Here is a 23,463-nt window from a genome sequence, read left to right on the forward strand (position 1 = left end):
CTGGCCACGCTTGATGCCAACAGACATACCGATACGATGAAAAAAACCGACATTCCTTTGTTTTTCGCCGAACTTCAGGCGGCCAACCCTCACCCAGTGACTGAACTGGAATATGGCAGCCATTTTCAATTACTCGCTGCCGTACTGCTTTCCGCCCAAGCCACTGATGTGGGGGTAAACAAAGCCACAAGAAAGCTCTTTCCCATCGCAGGCACCCCACAAGCTATTTTGGATTTAGGTCTTGAAGGCTTGGAAGAGCACATCAAGACGATTGGTCTGTATCGCAGCAAAGCGAAAAACCTGATGGCGACCTGCCAAATGCTTGTAGAGCAGTACGGTGGAGACATTCCCCGCACACGCGAGGCGTTGGAACAACTGCCGGGCGTTGGGCGCAAAACAGCCAACGTAGTGCTCAATGTTGCCTTTGGCGAACCCACTATGGCCGTGGACACGCATATCTTCCGCGTCAGTAACCGTACCGGCTTGGCACCAGGCAAAAACCCGCTTGAAGTAGAGCTCAAACTACTCAAACGCGTGCCACAAACATATGCAGTGCATGCGCACCACTGGTTGATTTTGTTGGGCCGCTATGTATGTCAGGCCCGCAAACCACGCTGCCGGGAATGCCGCGTCAGCCCTTGGTGCGATTTCAAACCCAAGACACAAAAGCCATGACAGTGATGCCTCAAAGCGATTTACCAGTTCTGTACACCTTCCGCCGCTGCCCGTACGCCATGCGTGCCCGTTTAGCGCTAGCTGCAGCACAACAGGCATACCAACCGATTGAAGTCGTTTTGCGCGACAAGCCCGCAGCGCTGCTACGCGCATCACCCAAAGGTACAGTGCCAGTCTTAATACTGCCCAGCGGCGAGGTAATTGATGAAAGCCTGAATATCATGCTCTGGGCGCTTCACCAGCATGACCCGCAGCAATGGTTGATGCCGAGTATTGGCAGTCTCTCTCACATGCTAGAGGCCATTGGTGATTTAGATAAGAACTTCAAGCCTTTGTTGGACCGCTGCAAATACCCGGATCGCTATCCTGATGTCAGCCTAGATGACTCGCGTGCGAGAGCCTTGCAATGGCTCGTCCAATGGGAGAAACGCTTGCAAAACCATGCATTTTTGTTTGGCACACAAAGCAGCTTGGCCGATGTAGCAATGTTTCCTTTTGTACGCCAATTCGCTGCCATTGATACCGCATGGTGGGATGCCCAAGCCCTCCCCCATTTACAACAATGGCGCACGCATTGGCTGAATTTGCCGCTATTTGCCTGCGTCATGCAAAAGCCTCAAAGCCCGTCTGGAAAGCCGTTTTGACGCCATGCCTCAAATACCGTAACAGCCACAGAGTTGGACAGATTCAGACTGCGCTGGCCTTCACGCATGGGCAAACGCAGGCGCTGCGGTAATGGAAACTGTTCTCGCACCGCCTCTGGCAACCCCTGTGTTTCTGCACCAAACACCAACCAATCACCCGGTTTGAATGCGACCTCAAACAAGTTGTGGCTGCCCTTGGTGGTCATGGCAAACAGGCGTTTCGGGTCGGGCTGCTGCGTCTCCAAAAACACTTGCCAACTGCTGTAGCGCAGCGTTCTGGCGTATTCGTGGTAATCCAAACCAGCGCGGCGCATATAACGGTCTTCCATCGAGAAGCCCAACGGTTCAATCAAATGCAATTGGCAACCCGTGTTGGCCGCCAAGCGAATGATGTTGCCGGTATTGGGAGGAATTTCAGGGTGGACCAGAACAATATGAAACATGGCAAATTCCCTAGCCAGGCAAGATGCAGGCGCCATCTTGCTGCAATCAAAAACAAAGCGCCCACCGGTTTGGCAGGCGCTTTCAGCGTCTATCAAAGAAAGCGCTACCTACATCAAGCATGTAGGCAAACGCTGTGTATGGCTTATTCGCCTTTGCCGCCCAACAGTGGTACAGCACCGTCCTTACTGGTAAGCAGTAAACCGCTGTCAGCATAAATACCCAGTTTTGCACGGGTATCCACGATGTCCAGATTGCGCATCGTCAATTGGCCAATGCGGTCAGCAGGGCTGAAAGGCGCATCCTCTACTTTTTCCATCGACAGGCGCTCTGGCGCGTAGGTCAAGTTCGGCGAATCGGTATTGAGAATGGAGTAATCATTGCCACGGCGCAGCTCCAATGTCACCTCACCAGTCACCGCACGCGCCACCCAACGCTCGGCAGTTTCACGCAGCATGATGGCTTGTGGGTCAAACCAGCGGCCTTGGTACAACAAACGGCCAAGCTTGATACCGTTGATGCGGTATTGCTCAATCGTGTCTTCGTTATGAATACCAGTTACCAACCGCTCATACGCTGCATGCAGCAGTGCCATACCTGGGGCCTCGTAAATACCACGGCTCTTGGCTTCAATGATACGGTTTTCGATCTGATCGCTCATGCCCAAACCGTGGCGGCCACCGATGCGATTGGCTTCCAAAAACAGCTCCACGCTGTTGGCAAAGGTCTTGCCATTGAGCGCAACAGGAACCCCCTCTTCAAAGCGGATGGTGATTTCTTCGGCCTTGACTTCCACTTCAGGCTTCCAGAACGCCACGCCCATAATTGGTTGCACAATGCGGATGCCTGAGTTCAAAAACTCCAGATCCTTGGCTTCATGCGTTGCCCCCAGCAAATTGGAATCTGTGCTGTAGGCTTTTTCTGTCGACATCTTGTAGTCAAAGCCATTGGCAATCAGGAACTCGCTCATTTCCTTGCGGCCACCCAACTCATCAATAAAGGTTTGGTCGAGCCAAGGCTTGTAAATCTTCAAGGCTGGGTTGGTCAACAAACCATAGCGGTAAAAACGTTCGATGTCATTACCTTTGAAGGTGGAACCGTCACCCCAGATATTAACGTCATCTTCCTTCATGGCTGCCACCAGCATCGTGCCAGTCACGGCGCGCCCCAGAGGAGTGGTGTTGAAATAGGTGATGCCGCCCGTGCTGATATGGAACGCCCCAGTTTGAATGGCGGCAATGCCTTCATGCACCAATTGTTTACGGCAATCAATTAAACGAGCCACTTCTGCGCCATAGGCTTTGGCTTTCTGAGGAATCGCGTCGTAATCGGTTTCATCAGGCTGGCCAAGGTTGGCCGTGTACGCGTAGGGGAAAGCGCCTTTTTGCTTCATCCACAACAAAGCCGCGCTGGTATCGAGACCACCAGAGAAAGCGATACCGACCTTTTGGCCAGCTGGAATGGATTGCAAAATGGTATTGGACATGACAGCCTAACTGGGTAGATTCTGAAAGAAGATCAACAAACAAACGCCGCACACAAGCGCCAAAAATGCTTGGTACACCAACTGCGCGCGTAAAACCTGATGATTTTACGGCAATGTGCGGCACGTTGGGCTTTCAATGCAGGCTGTACATGCCTTAAGCACCAGACTGGCTGCTTTGGCTTGACTGTTACTGCTGACCCCGTATAGTACCTAGAGTGGCATACGGGCAGGCGCGGTGCAAAACTCCACACCGCACACGATTGTCTTGCGTCAGACAGATTTCAATACGCCACCGAATAGCCAACAGCAAATGTTCGGCCAGGTGCGCGCAAATTAGACAGCTTGCCATACGTAGCTGCAGCTTGCTGTCCATACACCGTGTGGTAGTTGCGATTGGCCAAGTTGTATACACCAAATGTCAGCTTGCCACCCCCAAGAGGCGCTTGACCAACCAAATCAAAAATGGTGTAACTGTCGATACGCGCAGCCGGATTGGCGCGAATGCTCGGACTGACTGAAGCAGTTTGCGCATCACGCCAAGCTCTGTCTGTGCTCCCGACTGCCAAAGCCTGCAACTTCAATGCGATCCCCTCTGCAGACTGCCAGCCTACATAGGCCGTGGCTTTGAGTGGCGACACTCTGAAGGCGTTGAGTTCCTTCCAATTCCCTGCTGCGTCCTGGTACTGGCCACGGGTGAGTGCCAGAGTCCCCCCAGTCGACCAGCCATTCTTCATGGCGTAGTTCAGATTGCCCTCCAGCCCCCAGATACGTTCGTCGGTATCGGCCATCGTGACACTGTAGTCGCGATTGAATTGCACCACTTTGTCCGACGTGTTGTAAAAGCCCGTGACGCCAGCATCCACGCCCCCCATACCCTGTGTGCGCCAGCCCAGCTCATAGCTATTGACTTGCAACGGATCCACATTGGTGCTGTTAACAACAAAGTTGGCCGGCACATCGCGCAGCATGCGTTGTGTATCTGGAAGGCTGAACCCTTGCGAGAAGTTAAAAAACAGTTGCTGCGCATCGCTGAGGTCATAGACCAAACCGGCATTGAACACCGTGCGAGAATGGCTCACACTACCGCCCTCCAATACTTTCGGTTGGTAACCCGCGACCTGGCTAGCTGCAATGGCTTCTGTATACGGTGTGGAATCTGCGACACGATTGCGGATCCGTTGGTGCCGCACCCCTGCCTGCACGCTGAGACGCTCCGTCAGTGGATAGTCCCCTTGCACAAACAAGCCCAGGTTCATCACACGAACATCAGGCCCCATGGCATATGTTTGTGCTGGCTGGTAGTTCAACCCGTTGCTGGCAATGAAGGCGTTGATGTTGTAGCTTTGCCCGCTTTGGCCGTCGCGCTCTTGTTCGTAGTCGACGCCATAGGTCAATGCCAGTGCGCGGCCAGCTACGTCTAAGTCTTTATGCAAAGCGCTGCGCAGCCCCCACAGGTCGATGTCCGTATTCGACTGCATGGCAACATACGAAAAGCCATTGGGTAAGGCTGCATGCGGTACTGCCGAAACAGAAGGAAACCAGCGCCCCACTTCACCACGGTAATAGCTCTCCAGGGTCAGCTCTTGTCCATCCAGGAAATTTTGATTGCGGTATTGCAGATTCACGCCCGTATGTCGGGTGCGCGGCTGTGCATCGAGCTGCAAACCGGGCAAAGCCTCACGGCTAGGTTCATAGCTGGGGTTAAACAACACTGCCAAATTAGGGCCATAGTCAGGCCCATAGTCACTGTCTTGTCGGTCGTTGTAGTAATGCAGACCTGCCGTGAGCTGTTGGTCTGCATCCAAGTCCCAAGTCAGGCGGGCATTGATGCCCAGAGTGCGCGTGTCTTGCCGATCCGTCTGAGCAATTTCGGGGCCAATGCGGCGCCCATTAGAGTCTTGCGACTCGCCTTGCTGCGCCATACTCAGGCCCAATGAGCCGCTCAAGCCTTCGCGTTTGAATGAAGCACGCTGGGCAACTTGCCAACGCAGCGCATCGCTGTTCAGGCGCTTACCACTCCCCACCCCCACCTCGCTCTCAAAAGCCAGCGGTTTCTGGTTTGCACCACGGGTGATGATATTGATAATGCCGCCAGTGGCACCCGCACCATACAAGCTGGTGGCGCCGGAAATGACCTCAATCCGCTCAATCATCGATGGGTTGATGCTGTTGAGTTGCCTAGAGCCATCGCGAGATCCTGTCAATGGCACACCATCAATCATGAACTGTACCGTGCGGCCGCGCATACTCATACCGTAATTGCTGCTGGTGCCCGTAGCAGGCGCCAGCGATGGCACCAATTGGCCAAGCACATCTGCCGTGCTGCGCCCTGGCCCGGCTTGCTCGGCGATTTTTTCGCGGTCAATCGTGTAGACCGCGCCAGCCATCTGCGCAATGGTTTTGGCTGTGCGGGTTGCCATCACGGTCACTTCAGGCAGTTGTTGCTCGTCAACCTGCGAGGCTGGTACACCTTGCGAGAAGGCGTGTGAAGCCAGGGTTGATACAGTCAGCGCAAACAGCAAGTGGCGCTTGAACGGGGGAAATTGCATAAGAGACTCCAAGTTGGGCGAATTGAACACGTTCATCAATCCGTGGGGTGTTCTTCTTGTTGTTCATTCAGGTGGATAAGCCAGTGACGGCACAGCACCAGTCCTAACGCAGACACAGCAGCTAACATGGCGTAATAGCCCGCAAAGCCCAATGCCTTGGCCAGAAAACCAGAAGCAGCACCGCCCACGAAAAAAAGCAGTAACTCAAAGCACACCAGCACGGTGAAATCAGTACCGGCTTGGGCTTTGGAGCACACACGCATGAATAAGGTATAGAGCGCCGTCATGGCGAAATAACGCACAGCCAACACGGCGATGACCCAGAGACCTAGCGACCACTTGATGGCATCACCCGATAGCGTGGCCAACAGTGCTGCCAGCAAGAGATGTAGCAAGGTGCGTAGCCATCCAGCGCGCCAAAGCGCCTTCTCTGCATCCTGATTTTTGAGTGAGCGAGCCGCAGCCATTGCGGCCAACATGCCCGCTGACGCCCCCAGCACCGAAATGAGTAAACCAATCTGTGGCAAAGACCAGCCATAGTCAACCAACAAAGGATTGAGCATGGCCATGCCAGGCGCTTCCACCAACCGATACAGAACAATGATCAGCAAGACCCGGCGAATCAAAGGGCGCTTCAATGTGCGCAGCCAACTGGGCGCAGGCTGGCTACGCGTTGCAGGGGCAGACTCATGAATACCAGTGACAGCCAACATCGTCAAAGCACAAAGCGCAGCCAGTGACCATAAAGCAGGTGCCCAGCCATAGCGATCGACCATCCACAGCACGCCAGCACCCGCGAGCAGGCTTCCCAATGCGATTCCCATGCTTTGGGCCATACTGCCCAAGCGGTGTTGGCTGGGCTCCAAAGCTTCGACGGTGTAGCCATCAATGGCGATATCTTGCGTTGCTGCGAAAGTGGAAATGGCCAGTCCTATCAGAATAAAAGCCATCAACCCCCAGTCAAAACCACTGACGGCCAACGTAGCAATGCCAAGCACAATCGCAACTTGGCTGATCAGCAACCAGGTTCGTCTGCGCCCCAAGCCAGGGATCTGCCAACGGTCTACGTACGGTGCCCACAAAAACTTCAATGCCCAGGGTATGTATAGCAGTGACAGCATGCCAATCCAGCGCAGATCAACACCCTGAGTGCGCAAGATCGCAGGCAGCGCCACACTGTAGAAATACAAAGGCAAAGCATGCGCTAAATACAACGCAACAATCACAACCAAACGGCTAACAGGCACAACAGGCGCTGCACCTGCATAAGCATCAAGTTTGATCATGCAAACACTCCATACGTTGGACCAGCCATTCGTAAGCGCCAGCCCGGTCTGTCACCACGGCATACGGAACGCCCCAAGCGGCATGCAATGCAGGTGTATCCAGCCTCGCTTGCTCTTGTGCTGAGTGGGCAATGCGCACCAGACCACGGCAATGCTGGTGAAATGCGGCCTTGTGCTGTCTATACCATTGCGCTTGCACTGCACGGTAGTCTTTTGAAAAAGTCGCCCCCTCTGCCGTGCTGGCCATGAACAAAAAGTCCTGCCGACGTAAAAGCAACGTCTCGACATGGCTGAGCCAGTCGCGAATTTCTGCAGTCGCAACCTCGCCATGGAAGACCGCGTCCACCAATGCGACTTCGAACATCTTTAAACCCATCGTTGCACCCTGCTGCCTCGCCATTCAAAATAGCGCCCCATGGACGTGAGGCGGTTATGGTCATTTCGACACATTAAGTAATGGAAATGAGAATAATGTCTAATTTCTTTTTTTATTAGGCAAAAACAAATCCTTTTGTTGGAAAAAAAAGTTTTGTTGTGGAATCAGGTATGCCCATTTACACGTGTGGACAACTCACCGCTGAAGCGAAATCCCTTGGCGGGCAAGTTGTGTTTGACCATGACTGCCAACCTGATATGCCGGTACTCAGCGGCACTCAACGTGTGCAGGTCTTAGACAATGGCTTGGTGCTTTACCTCAGCCAGAGTCAGGATCTGGTCAGTGGCAACAGCAGCAACATCCTCCAATCGGGCATCATGGCAGCGGTCTTGCTGCAAGGCCAAGCTGAAGTCAGCCTGGGACAAGACCGCATGCACTTTCAAGCCAAACAACAGCAGCAACGCGCCTTTGTCGTCAACCTCACCGAGGCTGACCAGTTTTTGCGGCATTGGCATGCGGGGCGGCGTGAAACTAAGCTGTGTTTGAGCTTTACCTCCTCCTGGATGGAACGGTTCGTCCATGACGACCAGCAATGCAATCACCGCTTAAGGTCATTTACCAAACAGCACTGGCAGCGAAAACTCTGGCAGCCCTCACCCAATTTATTGCGGCGCGCCCATCTGCTTGAACAAGGTATTGCCCATACACCAACCCTTGTCGATCGGTTGCACTATGAAGGCTTTGCGCTGGACATGGCTGCTGAGATACTCCAAGACGTCGACCACTCTCAGCCTGCGAATCGTGTGAGCGAGCGCTGCGCACGCCATGCCAACCGTTTGAAGGATTGGCTCGACAGCGGAACTGCAGAACACCTACGAATCTGCGACATGGCTCGCGAGCTGGGCACCAATGCGGTGGATTTGCAAAATGGTTTCCGCACACGCTTTGGCATGACAATTGCCGCTTATGTGCGCCATACTCGGCTAGAACGTGCCTACCAGGCGCTTGAGCAGCAAGCCGTTTCCATTGAAAGTGCAGCAGAACTGGCCGGATACGCACACCTGAGCAGTTTCTGCGCCGCATTTAAGCAGCGCTATGGCTTTAGCCCTATGCAGGCCAAAGCACGCGCATGATTACAAAGCCTTAAAAGGCTACACAAAACATCGTCAACTTGAGCATGCGATGTTTGCTATCCCAAGAAACGCAGAAAGCTGATTGCAATTTTGTGCGCTTATTTAACTGCTTGCTGGTAAACAGCCAAACAACGCGCACGGGCTTGCGCATGGTCAACCATTGGCGCGGGGTAACTGGCTGAGCCGTATTCAGGCACCCACTTGCGGATGTAGCGGCTTTCAGGGTCAAACTTCTGAGCCTGCAATGATGGATTGAAAACCCGAAAATACGGTGCAGCATCAGCCCCGCAGCCAGCAGCCCATTGCCAATTGCCCACATTCGCTGCCAACTCGTAGTCAAGCAAATGCTCGGCAAAGTAGCGCTCTCCCCAACGCCAGTCGATCAAAAGGTGTTTGCATAAGAAGCTGGCCACCACCATGCGTACGCGGTTGTGCATGAAGCCTGTGGCTTGCAACTCACGCATGCCCGCATCGACCAGCGGATAACCCGTTTGGCCTTGCTTCCAGCGTTCAAAATCGGCAGCATTGTTGCGCCACACAATAGCGTCGTATGCGGGTTTGAAAGCATGCTCGACTGTTTTGGGGAAATGCCAAATCAGCATTTGGAAAAAATCGCGCCAAATCAGCTCATTTAAAAATACGTCACTCAAGCCTGCCGCTTGTTGCGCTAGAGCCCGGATGCTGCCTGTGCCAAACCGTAAGTGCACACCGAGTCGCGAAGTAGCGTCAGCCGCAGGAAAATCACGTTGCGCTCCATAATCAGACAAGCATGTGCGAGAGACGCTGGGCGGCGTAAAAACCATATCCGTGGGCTTAAACCCCAACACAGCCACATCAGGCTTGACGGTTGTTAATTGCAGCTTGTCCCTACCCGCTAAGCATTGCGCATACTGCACAGTGGGGTATGGTTTGAGAAAAAAGGCATTGCAGTGCGCTTTCCATTTACGGCTATAAGGCGTAAAAACCGTATAGGGCGTGCCGTCGTCTTTGACGACTTCGCTCTTCTCAAAAATAACCTGGTCCTTGAAACGCTGCAGCGATATGCCCTGCTGCACCAACTGACGCTCGATATGCGCATCGCGTGCCAAGGCTTCAGGTTCATAGTCAGTATTGGCAAACACTGCCGCAGCACCATAGCGCGAAGCCAAGGCAGGCAGAATCGACACAGGACTCCCAACCTCAATGTGCAGGGCACTGCCCAACTCACGCAATTGCGTATCCAGATGGCTTACGGCTTGGGCAATGAAATCGACTCGCCGGTCGTAGCGTGGCAATTTCTCCAAAATATCCGTATCAAAAACGAATACAGGCACTACGGCATCGAACTGTTTTAGCGCCTCATAAAGCCCAGCGTTGTCATGCAAGCGCAGATCACGCCGAAACCAAAAAATAGCCGTACGATGTGCTGGCATACAAACGTCCTTTACGCACCATCGCCGCGTATGGGTGGTGCCACTGAGCCGATGCGATGGCAAGGACCACCACAACGACCGCTAACCAAGCTTAACCGTAGTGGCAAATGTAGTGAAACGCTTCAGCCACGCGGATATTGAACTTGGAATTGCCTGCCACCTTGAACGATTGCCCGGCAGTGCATGTCTGCCATGCGCCGCCCTCTTCCAATTGGTACTCGCAAGCGCCACCAACACACTCCATGATTTCAGGAGCCGCTGTGCCAAATGTCAACTCTGAGGCGAGCACGACGCCAACGGACTTCTTCTCGCCCTCTGCCGTTTCAAAGCTATGGCTAACACATTTACCGTCAAAGTACACATTGGCCTTGGTTGTGATCGAACGCGCATTCAGGGTTTCAGTAGTCATGGCTGCCCAACAAAAGAGTAAAGAGAAATAGAAAAGAGTCTCAATTCTATGGTCTTGCGGCAAGCGTCAAAGCCATCCCAAACAAAATCACCAGAACAACCGCAGAAAAAAAATCTGCCTACAGACTCGACCCTTTATCCATGCCACAGTCAAGGCCACAACAATTGGCATAAGGCTTGCCATGCCTGCTGCTTGCACACATCCATTCCACGTCCAGCTTGCAGCGGATCAAGTCTTTCAAGCAACTGCCGCAGCACAGTTTCGCTTGGCAGGATTTCCCCCCAAAACAAGAGCTGCTCACCGCAACCAATCGCCACGGTTGGAAAGGTTTCAATATCCACATCCCCCAACGCATCGGAAATGGCTGGATCTTCCACATCAACCCATTGTGCTTGCAGCGCCAACGCGCTGCTGGCTTGCTGCGCAAGCACACGCTCAAACGCAGGATGGAATTCTCGACACACGCCACACCATGCCGCACACAAACCAATGAGACGCAAAGGACGCGCTTCAAAGGGCATAGCACACCTGTCTCGCCATGGTGCCAGTAGAGGCAATCAGTAGAGTAATCAAACGCGGTCACTCCCCACGCGTTGGCACCAAGATATCGCGCTGGCCATTACTGGTCAAAGGGCTTACCAAACCGGCTTTTTCCATGTCTTCCAACAACCGTGCGGAACGGTTATAGCCAATACGAAGCTTGCGTTGCACGTATGAAATACTGGTCTTGCGATCTTTGAGAACAACCTCCACCGCCTGGTCGTACATGGGGTCTTTTTCGCCCCCACCACCGCCTGCAGGGGTGCCTTCAAAATCTACGGCCCAGTCGCTCTCGTTTTCGCTGCTCACGCCTTCGAGCACACCATCAATGTATTCGGCCTCGCCCATGCTTTGCTTGATGAACTCCACCACACGATGCACTTCATCATCACTCACAAACGCGCCATGCACACGCACAGACAATCCTGTCCCGCCCTTCATGTACAGCATATCGCCCATGCCAAGCAACGCTTCAGCGCCCATTTGGTCAAGAATGGTTCGGCTGTCAATTTTGCTGGACACCTGAAATGCAATGCGTGTGGGCACGTTGGCCTTGATCAGCCCCGTAATCACATCCACGCTGGGGCGCTGCGTAGCCAAAATCAAGTGAATGCCTGCGGCACGCGCCTTTTGTGCCAAACGGGCAATCAACTCTTCAATTTTTTTGCCCACGACCATCATCAAGTCAGCCAACTCATCGATGACGATGACGATATGCGGCAAGGGCTCCAGTGGTTCGGGCTCTTCCGGCGTGAGGCTAAAGGGGTTACCAATGATCTCGCCAGCTTCTTGCGCAGCTTGAATTTTGGCATTGAACCCGGCTAGATTGCGCACGCCCATCTTGCTCATGAGCTTGTAGCGCCGTTCCATCTCGGCAACACACCAGTTCAAGCCGTGCGCGGCCTGCTTCATGTCAGTGACGACTGGGCACAGCAAATGCGGAATGCCTTCGTAGACAGACATTTCCAGCATTTTCGGGTCAATCATCAGCATGCGCACTTCACTGGGTTCAGCCTTAAACAGCAATGAAAGGATCATTGCATTGATCCCCACCGACTTACCAGAACCGGTCGTGCCTGCCACCAAGCAATGCGGCATTTTGGCCAGATCCGCAACCACAGGATTGCCAATGATGTCTTTACCCAAACCTAAAGCCAGCTTGGATTTCTCATCCTGGTACACGTCAGCGGCCAAAATTTCTTTGAGCTGAATGGACTGCCGGCGCGCATTTGGCAGTTCGAGCGCCATGTAGTTTTTGCCAGGAATTGTCTCAATCACCCGCACCGACATGAGCGACAGCGAGCGCGCCAAATCCTTAGACAAATTGACGATTTGAGACCCTTTCACACCAGTGGCAGGCTCAATTTCATAACGGGTAACCACCGGACCGGGCTGCGCTTCTACCACGCGCACTTCGACCCCAAAGTCCTTGAGTTTTTTCTCGATCAAGCGGCTGGTCATCTCCAGCGTCTCGGGGGTCACGGTTTCTTGGCGCGGCGCGACAGGATCAAGCAAGTTGACTGAGGGCAATGCACCGCTCTTTGCATCTTCAAAGAGGTGCTTCTGCCGCTTAACCGGCGTTGTAATCAATGCCGTTTCATTAGGTGCCGTAGGGTTTGGGTCATCCCACATGGGCTCCAATCGCTCCTCAGCCGTTGTTGTCGCGTAGGTTTTCCCCGGTGCAGGTTCCTCATCCCAAGGCAAAGCACCGTTGTCTTTATAGACCGCAGGCTCAGGCTGCTCATCGAATGGTTCGACATCGCCTAATGTAGGGTCTTGGCTGCTACTGAACACGTCCACAGAAGCGCGAACTTTTTTTGCACTCATGCTAGGCTCAGGAGGCAGCTCCTGCATAGGCGGTAAACGGCTCTCGGGCAAATCTAGCTCAGCATCAGGTTCATCGAGAAAGGCATCACGGGTCAGAACGACTTCTTTTGCCACATGCTCTTCACGCTCACGCTGTGCTCTTTTGCCTGTACGCGCATCACGAATGCGCTCGCAAGTCAAGCGAACACGGTCAATCCACTTTTCAATCCAAGCGCCCGTGCGCTCTGCCACGCGTCCCCAGGAAAAGCCCAATACCCACGAAAAAGCCAACAGCGCCAAAACAATCGCAGCAACGGTTGAGCCGGTATAGCCAAACCAACGGACAGCCAATGGGGCAACCCAATAGCCCAAGATGCCGCCAGAATGGTCAGGCAGTTGCACTTCAAAACGGTAGAGCCGCGTCCATTCCAGCACAGCGCAGGCACACAGCAATACAAGCACGCTGGCCATCCACCAAAAACGCTGTCCCCAGACTTTGAGCATCATCAGGCGGCCATCTGTACGGGCTTTGGTTTTGCCACGCATCCACGCGCGAAAAGCCCACCACCAGCACAAAGCGAGCGCGGCAACCAAGACCCAAACAGAGTAGCCAAACAAAAAATAACTGATATCAGCCCAGTACGCGCCAATATGGCCCAGCCAATTTTGCGGCTGCCCCTGAAACGGCGCTTGGCCTGACGACGACCACGCAGGATCTCCTGGGGCATAGCTCCACAATGAAACCACCCAAGCTGCGCCCAGAATCAATGCTGCAAACAACAGAACGTCTTGGCCAAAACGGCTCAAAAACCCCTGCCCAGCATGATTAGAAGAAGAGTTGAAAGTATTAGCTGAAGATCGCATTACCAAACAGACCGCGCCTCAAAACCCCTGGCTCTGTAGCGCAAATTAATGTGAAAGAGGCCGTTTATCTGTGCCCTTCCTTGTTGCGGTGTTGTATTGCACGGCTTCGCCCTCAGTTGAAACGAACTCCCTACAATGCTGTTATGCAGCATATCTCACCGCAGTGAGCTTTAGATTATCGCAAAGAGCTGCCTTCGCTGCGTTTCATTTGCAAAATTTGGTCGAAAACATGAGCACTTCCAACACATTACACGCCAAAGTTCTTATTCTGGGTTCAGGCCCTGCTGGCTACACCGCTGCGGTATATGCTGCGCGCGCCAATTTGGACCCTGTATTGATCACCGGCATGGCGCAAGGCGGCCAACTCACCACCACCACCGAAGTGGATAACTGGCCTGCAGACCCTTTGGGTGTGCAGGGGCCTGAATTGATGGAGCGTTTTCTCAAACACGCAGAGCGCTTTCAAACCCGCATCATTTTCGACCATATCAGCCGCGTCGACTTTTCCAAACGCCCTTTCACGCTCTACGGCGATACAGGCACATTCACCGCAGACAGTGTCATCATTGCCACTGGCGCGTCTGCACGCTATTTAGGACTGCCTTCTGAGCAAACGTATATGGGCCGCGGCGTTTCCGCCTGTGCCACGTGCGATGGTTTCTTCTACCGCGACAAACCCGTAGCCGTGATTGGTGGCGGCAATACGGCAGTCGAGGAAGCGCTGTACCTGTCCAATATCGCCAGCAAAGTCACCCTGATTCACCGTCGCGACAAATTTCGCGCCGAGCCGATCATGATCGACAAACTGATGGACAAAGTACAGGCCGGCAAAATTGAATTGAAGCTGCACAGCGTGTTGGATGAAGTCCTTGGAGATGCCAGTGGCGTCACTGGTGTTCGTATTCGCAATACGGAGACTGACCAAACCGAAGACCTGTTGCTGCACGGCACATTCATTGCTATTGGCCACAGTCCCAATACCGAAATTTTTCAAGACCAAATCCAGCTCAAGGATGGCTACATCGTGACCCAAAGTGGGCTCAACGGATTTGCCACCCAAACCAGTGTGCCTGGCGTATTTGCTGCAGGCGACGTGCAAGACCACGTCTACCGTCAAGCGATCACCAGCGCGGGCACAGGTTGCATGGCTGCGCTTGATGCACAGCGCTTCCTGGAGCAAAACGAAGCCTAAATTACGCGCTCTCCTTCTCCATACAAAAGCGGCAACGCTTCTACTTCTGGCCTTCTACAAGCCCAATACCATCCATGTCTTACCCAACCGTTGTCATTGGAGCCGGTGTTGTCGGCTTGGCTGTCGCGCGCGCACTGGCCCTGCGCGGCCACGAAGTGATTGTGCTAGAGGCAGAAACTGCGATCGGTACACAAACCAGTTCCCGTAACAGTGAAGTGATTCATGCCGGCATTTATTACACGCAAGGATCACTAAAAGCTCAGCTGTGCGTTCAAGGCAAGGCACTGCTGTACGCCTATTGTGAAGAACGCGGTATTGCCTACCAACGTCTGGGCAAATTGATTGTCGCAACCGAGCCTGCGCAAGAAGCGCAGCTCAACACCATTGCTGAACGGGCCCGCAATAACGGCGTCCATGATTTAAAGCGCCTGAGCCAACAGGAAGCACTGGCCCTAGAGCCACATATACGGTGCCATGGCGCCCTGCTCTCGCCCAGCACAGGTATTGTCGATAGCCATGCCCTGATGCTCCACTTGCAGGGCGATATAGAAAATGCAGGCGGTGTCGTGGCACTGGTTTGTGCGGTTGCATCCATTGACGCCAGCACCCGCTTACGCGATGCCCAAGCGCCGCTGTTGATTCGTACCCTTGATGGCAACGAACTTGAGGCCGGACTCGTGGTGAATGCTGCCGGGCATGGCGCCATTCCTTTGGCACACCGCACGCAAGGAATGAACGCGCAGCACATTCCACAGGCCTATTTCGTCAAGGGCCAATACTTCACTCTAACGGGTAAGACGCCATTTCAGCGCTTGATTTACCCAGTGCCGCAAATTGGTGGCTTGGGCGTGCATTTAACGCTCGACTTGGGTGGACAAGGCAAGTTTGGCCCTGACGTGCATTGGTGCGATCGTGCTGACGATCTGGAAGTGCGGGAAGAAGATGCGGCAGCTTTCGCACAAGCAATACAAGCCTATTGGCCTGACGTCTCCATCGACCGCTTGCAACCGGGCTATGCCGGCATGCGCCCCAACATTGGCGGCCCAAAAATGGCATCTCCTGATTTTGCCATTCAGGGCCCCCAAACCCATGGCATAGCAGGCTTGGTGCATTTGTTTGGCATTGAATCGCCCGGGTTAACCAGTTGCATGGCCATTGGCAACCGGACAGTACAAGCACTTGGCTTGGAATAACACGTGTTCCTTGCTTTTTTACTTTTGCATACCCCAGCGTTTGACGGTAAGAGACTCGAGTGTATTGAACACCAAAGTCTCAACGAACAACCCCAACACAATCACGACTGCCAGACCTGCAAACACCCGATCGGTATAGAGTTCATTGCGGTTCTGAAAGATGTACCAGCCCAAACCGCCCTCGCCCGAGCTACTGCCAAACACCAGCTCTGCAGCAATCAGGGTGCGCCATGCAAAGGCCCAGCCCAAGCGCAAACCAGACAAAATCGCAGGTAACGCAGCGGGCACCAAAATTTGAAAGATATACCGCAACCCTCGCAGCCCATAGTTTTGCCCCACCATGCGCAACGTGTTGGGCACAGAAAGAAAGCCTGTGTAAGCACTCAAAGCCAAAGGCCACAGAACCGAGTGCACCAGCACAAAAATCAAACTTTTGCTGCCTAAACCGAACCACAACAAAGCCAAAGGCAGCAAAGCAATTGCAGGTAGAGGGTTCAACATGGATGTGAGCGTTGCCAACAAGTCACGCCCGAACTGGCTTGACACCGCAAGTGAAGTCAATGCCAATGCCAATGCAACGCCCAAGGCATACCCTTGCACCAATACCTGTAGCGAGACCCCCACACGGACAAAGAGTTCTCCGCTGCGCAAGCCTTGCCCCAGCGCCTGTGCAGTCTGCACAAAAGTAGGCAGTAACAGTTCATTATTGGCAACTCGGCCAGCAATCTCCCACACTGCAGCCAGCACCAGCAAAATCGCACTTTTGCGTATCCAGCCCAAGGCCCATAAAGTTTGATGCCAAGCTCGCCTGCGGACAACGGGAGCCACCGTAAATGGCTCTAGTGCCCGTTCAAATTCAGGCCGCACCGGTGGTTGCAGCTTCTCAACAGCCATCGTGATGCTCTCCTTAAACCGCAAAAAACATGCATAAAACCGCACACGCCTTGCACACGACGGAACGGTCATACTGAGATATTGAAATAGCCTTTGGCATTGGGGCGCAGCCAATAGACGTTGTCGTGCTCGTCTGGCACAGCGTCCGCCGAATCTGGGGCATCCTCCTCAAAGAGTAAGCGATGTATGCGTCTGGCTGTGCGTTGGAATGGCGCACTTCCCGCATCATGCAAACCAAAGGCATGGGTATTGACTTGCGCTCGCACACGCCCCGGGTGCGGAGAAAGCAGCACAATGCGGTTGCCCACAACCATCGCCTCCTCAATCGAGTGCGTAATGAACACCAGAGTGAAGCGCACTTCATCCCATAGCTGCAGCAGCTCTTCCTGCATCTTGCGGCGGGTCAACGCATCAAGTGCTGCAAATGGCTCATCCATCAGCAAAATGCGCGGCTGCATGGCCAGTGCCCTTGCAATCGCCACCCTTTGCTTCATGCCGCCAGAAAGCGTATGTGGATACGCGTGCACAAAACCAGAGAGCCCTACCTTATTCAAGTAGTACAACGCTCGCTCCTGCGCTTGGGCTTTGTGAAGTTTCTTTGATGCCAGCAATGCGAACGTGACGTTTTGCAAAACGGTTTTCCACGGCGCGAGCTGGTCAAACTCTTGAAACACCACCACTCGGTCGGGGCCGGGCTGCGTCACGCACTGGCCATCCAACCGGATCTGTCCGGCAGTAGGCGGAATAAATCCTGCAATAGCTTTCATCAATGTAGATTTGCCACAGCCCGATGGCCCTAAAACAACCAAGCGGTCAGCCGCATACACATCAAAAGCCACTTCATGCGTAGCCCGCACCACGTGGGTTGGCGTGTCGTACTCTAAAGTCACATCGGCTACTTGCAATAGTGGCACGGCAGCAGTCTGTGCAGGAGGGGCAGCCCCGCCACCTCCAATAGGGCTGTCCCGCACGTTTAACTCCCCCCAGCCAAATGGGCATCATCAAAGAAATAATCCTTCAACGTTTCAGGCTTGTTCTTGATAGCACCAACACGATGCAAGAACTCCCCTAACTGCAAGGTATTGTGCGGTGTAGTGGTGAATTGCACTTGGGGGTTGTTGACCACTTGCAAGATCAAGTTGCGATCTGTTTTCGCGTTCGTGACGCGGATGAAGGTATCAACCGCACCCTCAGGATTGGCCTGGATGTACTGCGCCGCTTCGTTCAGGGCAGCCAGAAAAGCTTGGTACGTTTTAGGACTTTCTTGTCTGAAACGCTCCGTCGCGTACAACACCGTTGCGGATGCCGGGCCACCTAGCGCATCGTAGGAATTGAGCACGATATGCGCATTGGGGTTGGTTTCCAATATTTGTTCAGAAAAAGGGGGGTTACCAAAATGCGCATTCACTTCCGTGCCCTCACTGATCAGCGCTGCTGTTGCTTCTGGATGTGGCAGTTGCACCTGCAGCTTGTCTAGCCGGTTGAATTGCGCATCGCCCCACAACTTGGCGGAGGCCAGTTGCAAAATGCGCGATTGCACAGACACCGTCACAGCAGGCAAAGCAATACGGTCTTTGTCGGTAAAGTCGGCAATCGTTTTAACGGCCGGGTTTGTACTTACTAAGTAGTAGGGGAAATTTCCCAGCGAAGCAACACCTTTGACATTGTGCTTGCCATGGGTACGGTCCCAAATCGTGAATAGAGGCCCAACGCCTGCGCCAGCCACATCAATGGCGCCCGATAGCAAGGCATCGTTTACGGCAGCGCCGCCCGACAAACGCACAAAATCCACATCAATATCCACACCAAGCGCCTTGCCGTGCTTTTCAATCAGCTTCTGATCCTGTGCCACATTAAGCAACAAATACACAATACCGAACTGCTGCGCAATACGAATTTGGCCCTCTTTGGCGTGCGCACCAATGGGTGCGATCAATGCTGCCAAAGCCACCCAGGCGGCCGTTCTGGCTGCAAGAGATTTGCGCTTGCCCCATGCACGGGCCATTTTCTCGCGCAAGCTGCCATGAATCACCCTATACGCGACCGAATCCACACCACGACTGGACGTACCACCTACAGTACGCTGTGCTCCCTCATGAAACATAACCATCTCCTTCTGCCTTACAGGCCATAGTCACAAGTCTCCATTCACACAAAATTTGGTTGGTGCCTGAATGTGCTCCAGACACCAAATCCAAGTTTTTGCTCACTGGCTTGCACTGTAGGGAAATATCGTTATTTCAAAAAATACTTATTTATTATTTTTTTATTTCCTTTCATTGTTTAAAAGCATTGCACAGCAACATGCAAGGCCAGTTGCATGGACTACACCCTGACCTTGCCAATCCCTCTTCAAACGCGAAAGATTTTCACGGGCTTGCCACGCTCGACCGCCCAGTGCTGTTGCGTGCGCTGCTTGCGTGCATCCTCTTCACCACAGGCCTGCTTCTGCGCCAACTTCATCGCGATCAAGCTGCGCGCCAAACGCTTATTGGCATGTTGACTGCGCTCGGTCATGACCTTGACAGAAATACCAGATCGCACATGGGTGGCATGCACTGCTGAGTCCGTCGTATTCACATGCTGCCCGCCTTTACCAGATGCACGGCAAGTGGCGAACACAATCTCACCATCACAGGGAAGCTGCGCCACCTGTGGGCATAACTGCAGCGCAACAAACCAGTTCTTGCGGGGATGGTGCGGGCGCATCGGACTGGTAAAAATCCACTGGATCGTGCCCAACCATGCTTGAAACCAAGCCTGAGCCTGCGGGTGTTCAGACTGCAACAGCACGGACTGAAAGCCATGTGCAGAAGCATTGCATTCCAGCACGAGCAATGGCAATCCATCCCGTGCACAAGCGCGCTGCAGCTCTTGCAAGGTCAACCGTACAGCGTACTCACACTCTGCCGGGCCGTGGGCTGCAGTCAATTGCATCAACAGCATGCCATTGCCCCTTTCTTGTATGTGAGCACAGGTTTGAGCCGTGCAACCAAGTGCAGCAAACCGCAATCGAGCAGGGTTTGCACCACACCATCGACTTCCTTATACGCCTGTGGCGCCTCTTCATAGATCAGATCTTTATCTGCACACACCACAGTGCTACCAAAGCGGGTTTGCTGCAATGCTGCCAGCGTAAAACGCGGTTTAAGCCGGCCTTTGCAATCGCTTCTAGCCCATTTGCGCCCTGCACCATGCGCCAATGAATCGAGTGCATCGTGCCTGCTCGCAACAGGGCGCACCACATAGCTGAAGTCACCACGCGATCCTGGAATGACCACCAGCCCTTGGTCTGACGGCGTTGCCCCTTTGCGGTGGAGATAGCCTTGCTGCCCCTGCCATTGGTGCACGCCCACATGGTTGTGCGTCACATCCAGCATGCAGCGCCCTGTTGCCCGTACTGCACGCAGCATACGACTGGCAATGTGCTGTCTGTTGAGCTGCGCAAAGCCAATGGCAGCATCATGCTGGTCAAGGTAGTCCTTGGCAGCAGTGCTGTCTGCCACTAAACCTGCATGTCCAAACCGTTCTACATGCTGCCGCAAAATAGCCCCTCCCAATCCCCGTGAGCCGCTGTGCACCAGCAAATACAGCTGTTTTTTATTCAGTACCCCCTCCTCGTAGATGGCATCCACAGCCTGCCATTCTGCAAAATGATTGCCTCCGCCAATCGTGCCCAGCATGCTGAGCAGATAGCGCAAATCGGTGTCCCCTGCCTGCTGCGCCAACTGCTCCAATTGCCCATAAGTTGCGGGCGTAATGGAATGTTCGGGCAAGGGGGAATCGATATTGCCCAATGCTTTCTCTATTTTGCTTGGCGATGTTTTGTGGCTCGCTAAGTCGGTTTCCAACAATTGCATCCCACAGCCAATATCGCCGCCTACCAAGGCGGGGTAAAAGTGGTTAATTGAAAAAAATGCAGCGCCTACTGGATAGCCCCGCCCCGGGTGCAGGTCAGGCAAGCCGACTGCTGCACGAATCGCGCTCAGGTTGCGCGCAGTAGTTTGAAGTTGTTCGACAGCGGAGTCTTCCATCCAGACGCTGTCATTGGCGAACACCCGTACATAGGTGCCCGAATTGGTATTGCCCATAGTTGGCCTTTGATTCGATCAAAACGTAAAACGGAGTAAAGCAGCCGTCAAACGCAGATATCAAGACTCAAAGACTCCAGATGGAGGGCATTCAACAGACAGCCGAAAACACAGCCTTTGTTCACAAACAAAAGGCCAAGCAATGATTCCGGCAGTGTGCTGAAAAGCTGCGACGCGTGCTGCGTCGAGTCAAAAAATCAGATGCGCACGACTGCAAAGGAATAAGTCGTATCGGTCATGATTCGCTCCTTTGCGGTTAGGTGGATAAAGAGTTTTGCGCTGCACAGCAACGCATGAGGGCGCCATTCTAGGAATCTCGCAGAGGCACAGGCAAGCATTTCAGGACACATCTGTTGCTCACGGCCAACACCTAGGTGCACGCAGGCGTGCAGACACAAAATGCCTTTCAAAGATGGCCACCCAATCCATTTCTTACTCTTCAAAACAAAGGCAAATCACCACGATTCACGATGAAAATGAACAATTGAAAAAATAATACTCAGTTTGAGCATTAAAATATTCACAGACCACTTAGGCGCAACCTTCATTAGCCCTGCTTGCCGCACATTCATTCTCAACACGCCCATGTCAATCCGATCTTTTCTGCAATCGCGCAATATTGAGTTTTCACTTCGCCGCTATGGCATTGATGCGCTGAACTACATGACCTTGGGGTTATTTGGCTCGCTAGTGATTGGTTTGATTCTTAAAACCGTTGGCGGCTGGACAGGGCAACCTTGGCTCATTGAAGCAGGCACGATGGCTCAGCAAAGCATGGGCGCTGCAATTGGCGTCGCAGTCGCGTACGGACTGCAAGCGCCACCTATTGTGATTTTTGCCAGCGCTGCAATTGGGGCACTCGGCGCGAAATTAGGAGGGCCCGTGGGGTGTTTTGTGGCCGTCGCAGTCGCCAGTGAAATGAGCAAACTGGTCAGCAAAACCACCCCTTTAGATATCATCGTGACCCCCGCTACCGCGCTAGTGAGCGGCTTCTTAGTGGCCCAATGGATTTCACCATTCATCGGCAATGTGTTGCACATCACCGGCAATACCATTCAGTGGGCCATGACGCTGCAACCATTTTTGATGAGCGTCATTTTGGCTGTCGTGATGGGCATGATTTTGACGGGCCCCACTTCTAGTGCCGCATTGGCCATATCGCTGAACCTGGGTGGCCTGGCTGGCGGTGCCGCCACGGTAGGGTGCGCAGCACAAATGATTGGTTTTGCTGCCATGAGCTTTCGTGACAATGGTTTTTCAGGCCTGCTCAGTCAAGGACTGGGCACGAGCATGCTGCAATTGCCCAACATCGTGCGCAACCCACGTATTTGGATCCCTCCAATTGTGACCGCAGCCATTCTGGGGCCTATCGCCACACTGGTATTTGGCATGCAAAATGTGCCAACAGGCTCAGGCATGGGCACCAGTGGCTTCGTCGGTCAAGTGGGTACATTGGCGGCCATGGGCAATGGCAGCGAGGTCTGGTTGGCCATTGGCCTATTGCATTTTTTATTGCCTGCGGTGCTGGCCATCAGTATCGCAAGCGTATTGCGCCGCATCGGGTGGATTGCCCCAGGCGATATGAAAATTGATGCCAAAATTTAAACCACTGGCAGACACCCATTTCATTCAGCCGCACGAACAGCGGTACAGATTACCAAGCCAACTAGCGCATCGCCAGCGCAGCTTCAATGGCTGAGGTCAGTTTTTCCGGTCTTGTCATGGGAGCAAAACGCGCCACGACTTGGCCGGAGCGAGACACCAAAAATTTCGTGAAATTCCAATGAACCCTCGGCAGGCCAAGCCAACTTCTTTTCTGCAGGCACAACCAACGAAACAGGGGGTCAGCATGGGCGCCATTGACATCAATTTTTGCCATCAACGGAAAACTCACCCCATAGTGCAACGCGCAAAATGCTGCAATTGCACCATCGTTCAAGGGCTCTTGCGCGCGGAATTGGTTACAAGGGAACCCCAACACCACCAAGCCATCGTCAGCGTAAGTGCTCGCTAATTGTTCCAATGCCTTCAGTTGTGGGGTAAAACCGCATTGGGTTGCTGTATTCACAATCAACAACACCTGCCCTGCATGGTCACGCAACGGGTACGGCGAGCCATCAGCACCGCTTACGGTGAAATCAAATGCCGTAGCCACTGCTGCGGTCATGGTGCAACGCCTGCCTCAGCAACGGATGCTTGACTCTCTTGCTGCGCGCGCAGGCGTTCAAATTTTTGCCAAAGTGTTTCTTTTGATTCGATGTACTCAGGATTGACCGGAATGCAAGCTACCGGGCAAATTTCAACGCACTGCGGCGTATCGAAGTGCCCTACACACTCTGTACATTGATGCGGCGCAATCACGTAGTAGTCCTCCCCCATGGAAATGGCATCGTTGGGGCATTCAGGCTCGCAAACATCGCAATTAATGCACTCGTCGGTAATCATCAGCGCCATGCTTGATCTCCACGTCTT

22 protein-coding genes are annotated in these 23,463 nt (G+C 53.5%); 6 read left to right on the forward strand and 16 right to left on the reverse strand.

The genetic code is table 11. The annotated features are described in order from the left end of the window. Window positions 1-36: 36 nt before the first annotated feature. Both nth and E9531_RS04575 read left to right on the forward strand, forming a co-directional pair. The gene (gene nth, locus E9531_RS04570) at window positions 37-675 is read left to right on the forward strand and encodes an endonuclease III (RefSeq protein ID WP_136572569.1); all 639 of its coding nucleotides are present in this window, start codon (window positions 37-39) and stop codon (window positions 673-675) included. Next, window positions 672-1,319 (forward strand): glutathione S-transferase, encoded by a 648-nt coding sequence (locus E9531_RS04575; RefSeq protein ID WP_244609983.1) that lies wholly within the window; start codon window positions 672-674, stop codon window positions 1,317-1,319. The genes nth and E9531_RS04575 overlap by 4 nt, the downstream gene beginning before the upstream one ends. Here E9531_RS04575 and trmL read toward each other — a convergent pair. The 5 genes from trmL to E9531_RS04600 all read right to left on the reverse strand — a co-directional run bounded on the left by trmL (window position 1,292) and on the right by E9531_RS04600 (window position 7,445). Next, complete coding sequence (gene trmL / locus E9531_RS04580; protein ID WP_136572570.1) at window positions 1,292-1,762, reverse strand: tRNA (uridine(34)/cytosine(34)/5-carboxymethylaminomethyluridine(34)-2'-O)-methyltransferase TrmL; 471 nt, start codon at window positions 1,760-1,762, stop codon at window positions 1,292-1,294. The genes E9531_RS04575 and trmL overlap by 28 nt on opposite strands. 143 nt (window positions 1,763-1,905) lie before the next feature. After that, window positions 1,906-3,246, reverse strand: a complete 1,341-nt coding sequence (gene argG, locus E9531_RS04585) for an argininosuccinate synthase (RefSeq protein ID WP_136572571.1) — start codon at window positions 3,244-3,246, stop codon at window positions 1,906-1,908. 281 nt (window positions 3,247-3,527) lie between these two features. Beyond that, window positions 3,528-5,795 (reverse strand): TonB-dependent receptor, encoded by a 2,268-nt coding sequence (locus E9531_RS04590; RefSeq protein ID WP_136572572.1) that lies wholly within the window; start codon window positions 5,793-5,795, stop codon window positions 3,528-3,530. Between the two features lie 35 nt (window positions 5,796-5,830). After that, complete coding sequence (locus E9531_RS04595) at window positions 5,831-7,081, reverse strand: MFS transporter (protein WP_136572573.1); 1,251 nt, start codon at window positions 7,079-7,081, stop codon at window positions 5,831-5,833. Further along, a complete protein-coding gene (locus E9531_RS04600) occupies window positions 7,068-7,445 on the reverse strand; it encodes a hypothetical protein (protein WP_211343370.1) in 378 nt (125 codons plus the stop codon). The genes E9531_RS04595 and E9531_RS04600 overlap by 14 nt, the downstream gene beginning before the upstream one ends. Window positions 7,446-7,627: 182 nt before the next feature. Here E9531_RS04600 and E9531_RS04605 point away from each other — a divergent pair, with 182 nt between their 5' ends. Then, a complete protein-coding gene (locus tag E9531_RS04605) occupies window positions 7,628-8,590 on the forward strand; it encodes a helix-turn-helix transcriptional regulator (RefSeq protein ID WP_136572575.1) in 963 nt (320 codons plus the stop codon). Between the two features lie 98 nt (window positions 8,591-8,688). Here the strand turns inward: E9531_RS04605 and E9531_RS04610 are convergent, their stop codons facing one another. From E9531_RS04610 to E9531_RS17905, 4 genes are all read right to left on the reverse strand, one after another. Next, on the reverse strand, window positions 8,689-10,002 hold the full coding sequence (locus E9531_RS04610; protein WP_136572576.1) for a cryptochrome/photolyase family protein: 1,314 nt from the start codon (window positions 10,000-10,002) through the stop codon (window positions 8,689-8,691). Window positions 10,003-10,093: 91 nt separating this feature from the next. Further along, window positions 10,094-10,411, reverse strand: a complete 318-nt coding sequence (gene ppnP, locus E9531_RS04615) for a pyrimidine/purine nucleoside phosphorylase (protein ID WP_136572577.1) — start codon at window positions 10,409-10,411, stop codon at window positions 10,094-10,096. A 149-nt stretch (window positions 10,412-10,560) separates the two neighbouring features. Next, entirely contained in the window at window positions 10,561-10,932 is a 372-nt protein-coding gene (locus E9531_RS04620; protein ID WP_136572578.1) for a thioredoxin domain-containing protein, read from the reverse strand. 58 nt (window positions 10,933-10,990) lie between these two features. Further along, window positions 10,991-13,564 (reverse strand): DNA translocase FtsK, encoded by a 2,574-nt coding sequence (locus E9531_RS17905; protein ID WP_158291720.1) that lies wholly within the window; start codon window positions 13,562-13,564, stop codon window positions 10,991-10,993. Window positions 13,565-13,850: 286 nt separating this feature from the next. Between E9531_RS17905 and trxB the strand changes: the two genes are divergently transcribed. Further along, window positions 13,851-14,813 carry a thioredoxin-disulfide reductase gene (gene trxB / locus E9531_RS04630; protein ID WP_136572580.1) on the forward strand — a complete coding sequence of 321 codons (963 nt, stop codon included), beginning with the start codon at window positions 13,851-13,853 and terminating at the stop codon, window positions 14,811-14,813. Window positions 14,814-14,887: 74 nt separating this feature from the next. Further along, the gene (locus tag E9531_RS04635) at window positions 14,888-16,006 is read left to right on the forward strand and encodes an NAD(P)/FAD-dependent oxidoreductase (protein WP_136572581.1); all 1,119 of its coding nucleotides are present in this window, start codon (window positions 14,888-14,890) and stop codon (window positions 16,004-16,006) included. A gap of 18 nt (window positions 16,007-16,024) precedes the next feature. On the opposite strand, the gene E9531_RS04640 is transcribed toward E9531_RS04635, so the two are convergent. The 5 genes from E9531_RS04640 to E9531_RS04660 all read right to left on the reverse strand — a co-directional run bounded on the left by E9531_RS04640 (window position 16,025) and on the right by E9531_RS04660 (window position 20,991). Next, window positions 16,025-16,900, reverse strand: coding sequence for an ABC transporter permease (locus E9531_RS04640; RefSeq protein ID WP_136572582.1), 876 nt, complete (start codon window positions 16,898-16,900; stop codon window positions 16,025-16,027). A gap of 68 nt (window positions 16,901-16,968) precedes the next feature. Continuing rightward, window positions 16,969-17,871, reverse strand: a complete 903-nt coding sequence (locus tag E9531_RS04645) for an ABC transporter ATP-binding protein (RefSeq protein WP_136572583.1) — start codon at window positions 17,869-17,871, stop codon at window positions 16,969-16,971. Between the two features lie 2 nt (window positions 17,872-17,873). Beyond that, window positions 17,874-18,905 (reverse strand): ABC transporter substrate-binding protein, encoded by a 1,032-nt coding sequence (locus E9531_RS04650; RefSeq protein WP_136572734.1) that lies wholly within the window; start codon window positions 18,903-18,905, stop codon window positions 17,874-17,876. Between the two features lie 347 nt (window positions 18,906-19,252). Further along, complete coding sequence (gene prfH, locus E9531_RS04655) at window positions 19,253-19,846, reverse strand: peptide chain release factor H (protein ID WP_136572584.1); 594 nt, start codon at window positions 19,844-19,846, stop codon at window positions 19,253-19,255. Beyond that, window positions 19,837-20,991, reverse strand: a complete 1,155-nt coding sequence (locus E9531_RS04660) for an RNA ligase RtcB family protein (protein ID WP_136572585.1) — start codon at window positions 20,989-20,991, stop codon at window positions 19,837-19,839. Before E9531_RS04660 ends, prfH begins: the two co-directional genes overlap by 10 nt. Window positions 20,992-21,576: 585 nt before the next feature. Here E9531_RS04660 and E9531_RS04665 point away from each other — a divergent pair. Continuing rightward, window positions 21,577-22,596, forward strand: a complete 1,020-nt coding sequence (locus E9531_RS04665) for a PTS sugar transporter subunit IIC (RefSeq protein WP_136572586.1) — start codon at window positions 21,577-21,579, stop codon at window positions 22,594-22,596. A gap of 61 nt (window positions 22,597-22,657) precedes the next feature. Here E9531_RS04665 and E9531_RS04670 read toward each other — a convergent pair whose 3' ends face one another. Further along, the gene (locus tag E9531_RS04670) at window positions 22,658-23,158 is read right to left on the reverse strand and encodes a glutathione peroxidase (RefSeq protein WP_136572587.1); all 501 of its coding nucleotides are present in this window, start codon (window positions 23,156-23,158) and stop codon (window positions 22,658-22,660) included. Beyond that, complete coding sequence (locus E9531_RS04675) at window positions 23,155-23,445, reverse strand: YfhL family 4Fe-4S dicluster ferredoxin (protein ID WP_136572588.1); 291 nt, start codon at window positions 23,443-23,445, stop codon at window positions 23,155-23,157. Before E9531_RS04675 ends, E9531_RS04670 begins: the two co-directional genes overlap by 4 nt. Window positions 23,446-23,463 lie beyond the last annotated feature (18 nt).

Origin of the sequence: Lampropedia puyangensis (genome assembly GCF_004833285.1) — a bacterium.
GTDB classification, from domain to species: Bacteria; Pseudomonadota; Gammaproteobacteria; order Burkholderiales; family Burkholderiaceae_C; genus Lampropedia; species Lampropedia puyangensis.

Coding starts and splice junctions, on each gene's coding strand:
- nth (WP_136572569.1), top strand. CDS start 37: ATGAAAAAAACCGACATTCCTTTGTTTTTCGCCGAACTTCAGGCGGCC.
- E9531_RS04575 (WP_244609983.1), top strand. CDS start 672: ATGACAGTGATGCCTCAAAGCGATTTACCAGTTCTGTACACCTTCCGC.
- trmL (WP_136572570.1), bottom strand. CDS start 1,762: ATGTTTCATATTGTTCTGGTCCACCCTGAAATTCCTCCCAATACCGGC.
- argG (WP_136572571.1), bottom strand. CDS start 3,246: ATGTCCAATACCATTTTGCAATCCATTCCAGCTGGCCAAAAGGTCGGT.
- E9531_RS04590 (WP_136572572.1), bottom strand. CDS start 5,795: ATGCAATTTCCCCCGTTCAAGCGCCACTTGCTGTTTGCGCTGACTGTA.
- E9531_RS04595 (WP_136572573.1), bottom strand. CDS start 7,081: ATGATCAAACTTGATGCTTATGCAGGTGCAGCGCCTGTTGTGCCTGTT.
- E9531_RS04600 (WP_211343370.1), bottom strand. CDS start 7,445: ATGTTCGAAGTCGCATTGGTGGACGCGGTCTTCCATGGCGAGGTTGCG.
- E9531_RS04605 (WP_136572575.1), top strand. CDS start 7,628: ATGCCCATTTACACGTGTGGACAACTCACCGCTGAAGCGAAATCCCTT.
- E9531_RS04610 (WP_136572576.1), bottom strand. CDS start 10,002: ATGCCAGCACATCGTACGGCTATTTTTTGGTTTCGGCGTGATCTGCGC.
- ppnP (WP_136572577.1), bottom strand. CDS start 10,411: ATGACTACTGAAACCCTGAATGCGCGTTCGATCACAACCAAGGCCAAT.
- E9531_RS04620 (WP_136572578.1), bottom strand. CDS start 10,932: ATGCCCTTTGAAGCGCGTCCTTTGCGTCTCATTGGTTTGTGTGCGGCA.
- trxB (WP_136572580.1), top strand. CDS start 13,851: ATGAGCACTTCCAACACATTACACGCCAAAGTTCTTATTCTGGGTTCA.
- E9531_RS04635 (WP_136572581.1), top strand. CDS start 14,888: ATGTCTTACCCAACCGTTGTCATTGGAGCCGGTGTTGTCGGCTTGGCT.
- E9531_RS04640 (WP_136572582.1), bottom strand. CDS start 16,900: ATGGCTGTTGAGAAGCTGCAACCACCGGTGCGGCCTGAATTTGAACGG.
- E9531_RS04650 (WP_136572734.1), bottom strand. CDS start 18,905: ATGGCCCGTGCATGGGGCAAGCGCAAATCTCTTGCAGCCAGAACGGCC.
- prfH (WP_136572584.1), bottom strand. CDS start 19,846: ATGCTGTTGATGCAATTGACTGCAGCCCACGGCCCGGCAGAGTGTGAG.
- E9531_RS04660 (WP_136572585.1), bottom strand. CDS start 20,991: ATGGGCAATACCAATTCGGGCACCTATGTACGGGTGTTCGCCAATGAC.
- E9531_RS04665 (WP_136572586.1), top strand. CDS start 21,577: ATGTCAATCCGATCTTTTCTGCAATCGCGCAATATTGAGTTTTCACTT.
- E9531_RS04670 (WP_136572587.1), bottom strand. CDS start 23,158: ATGACCGCAGCAGTGGCTACGGCATTTGATTTCACCGTAAGCGGTGCT.
- E9531_RS04675 (WP_136572588.1), bottom strand. CDS start 23,445: ATGGCGCTGATGATTACCGACGAGTGCATTAATTGCGATGTTTGCGAG.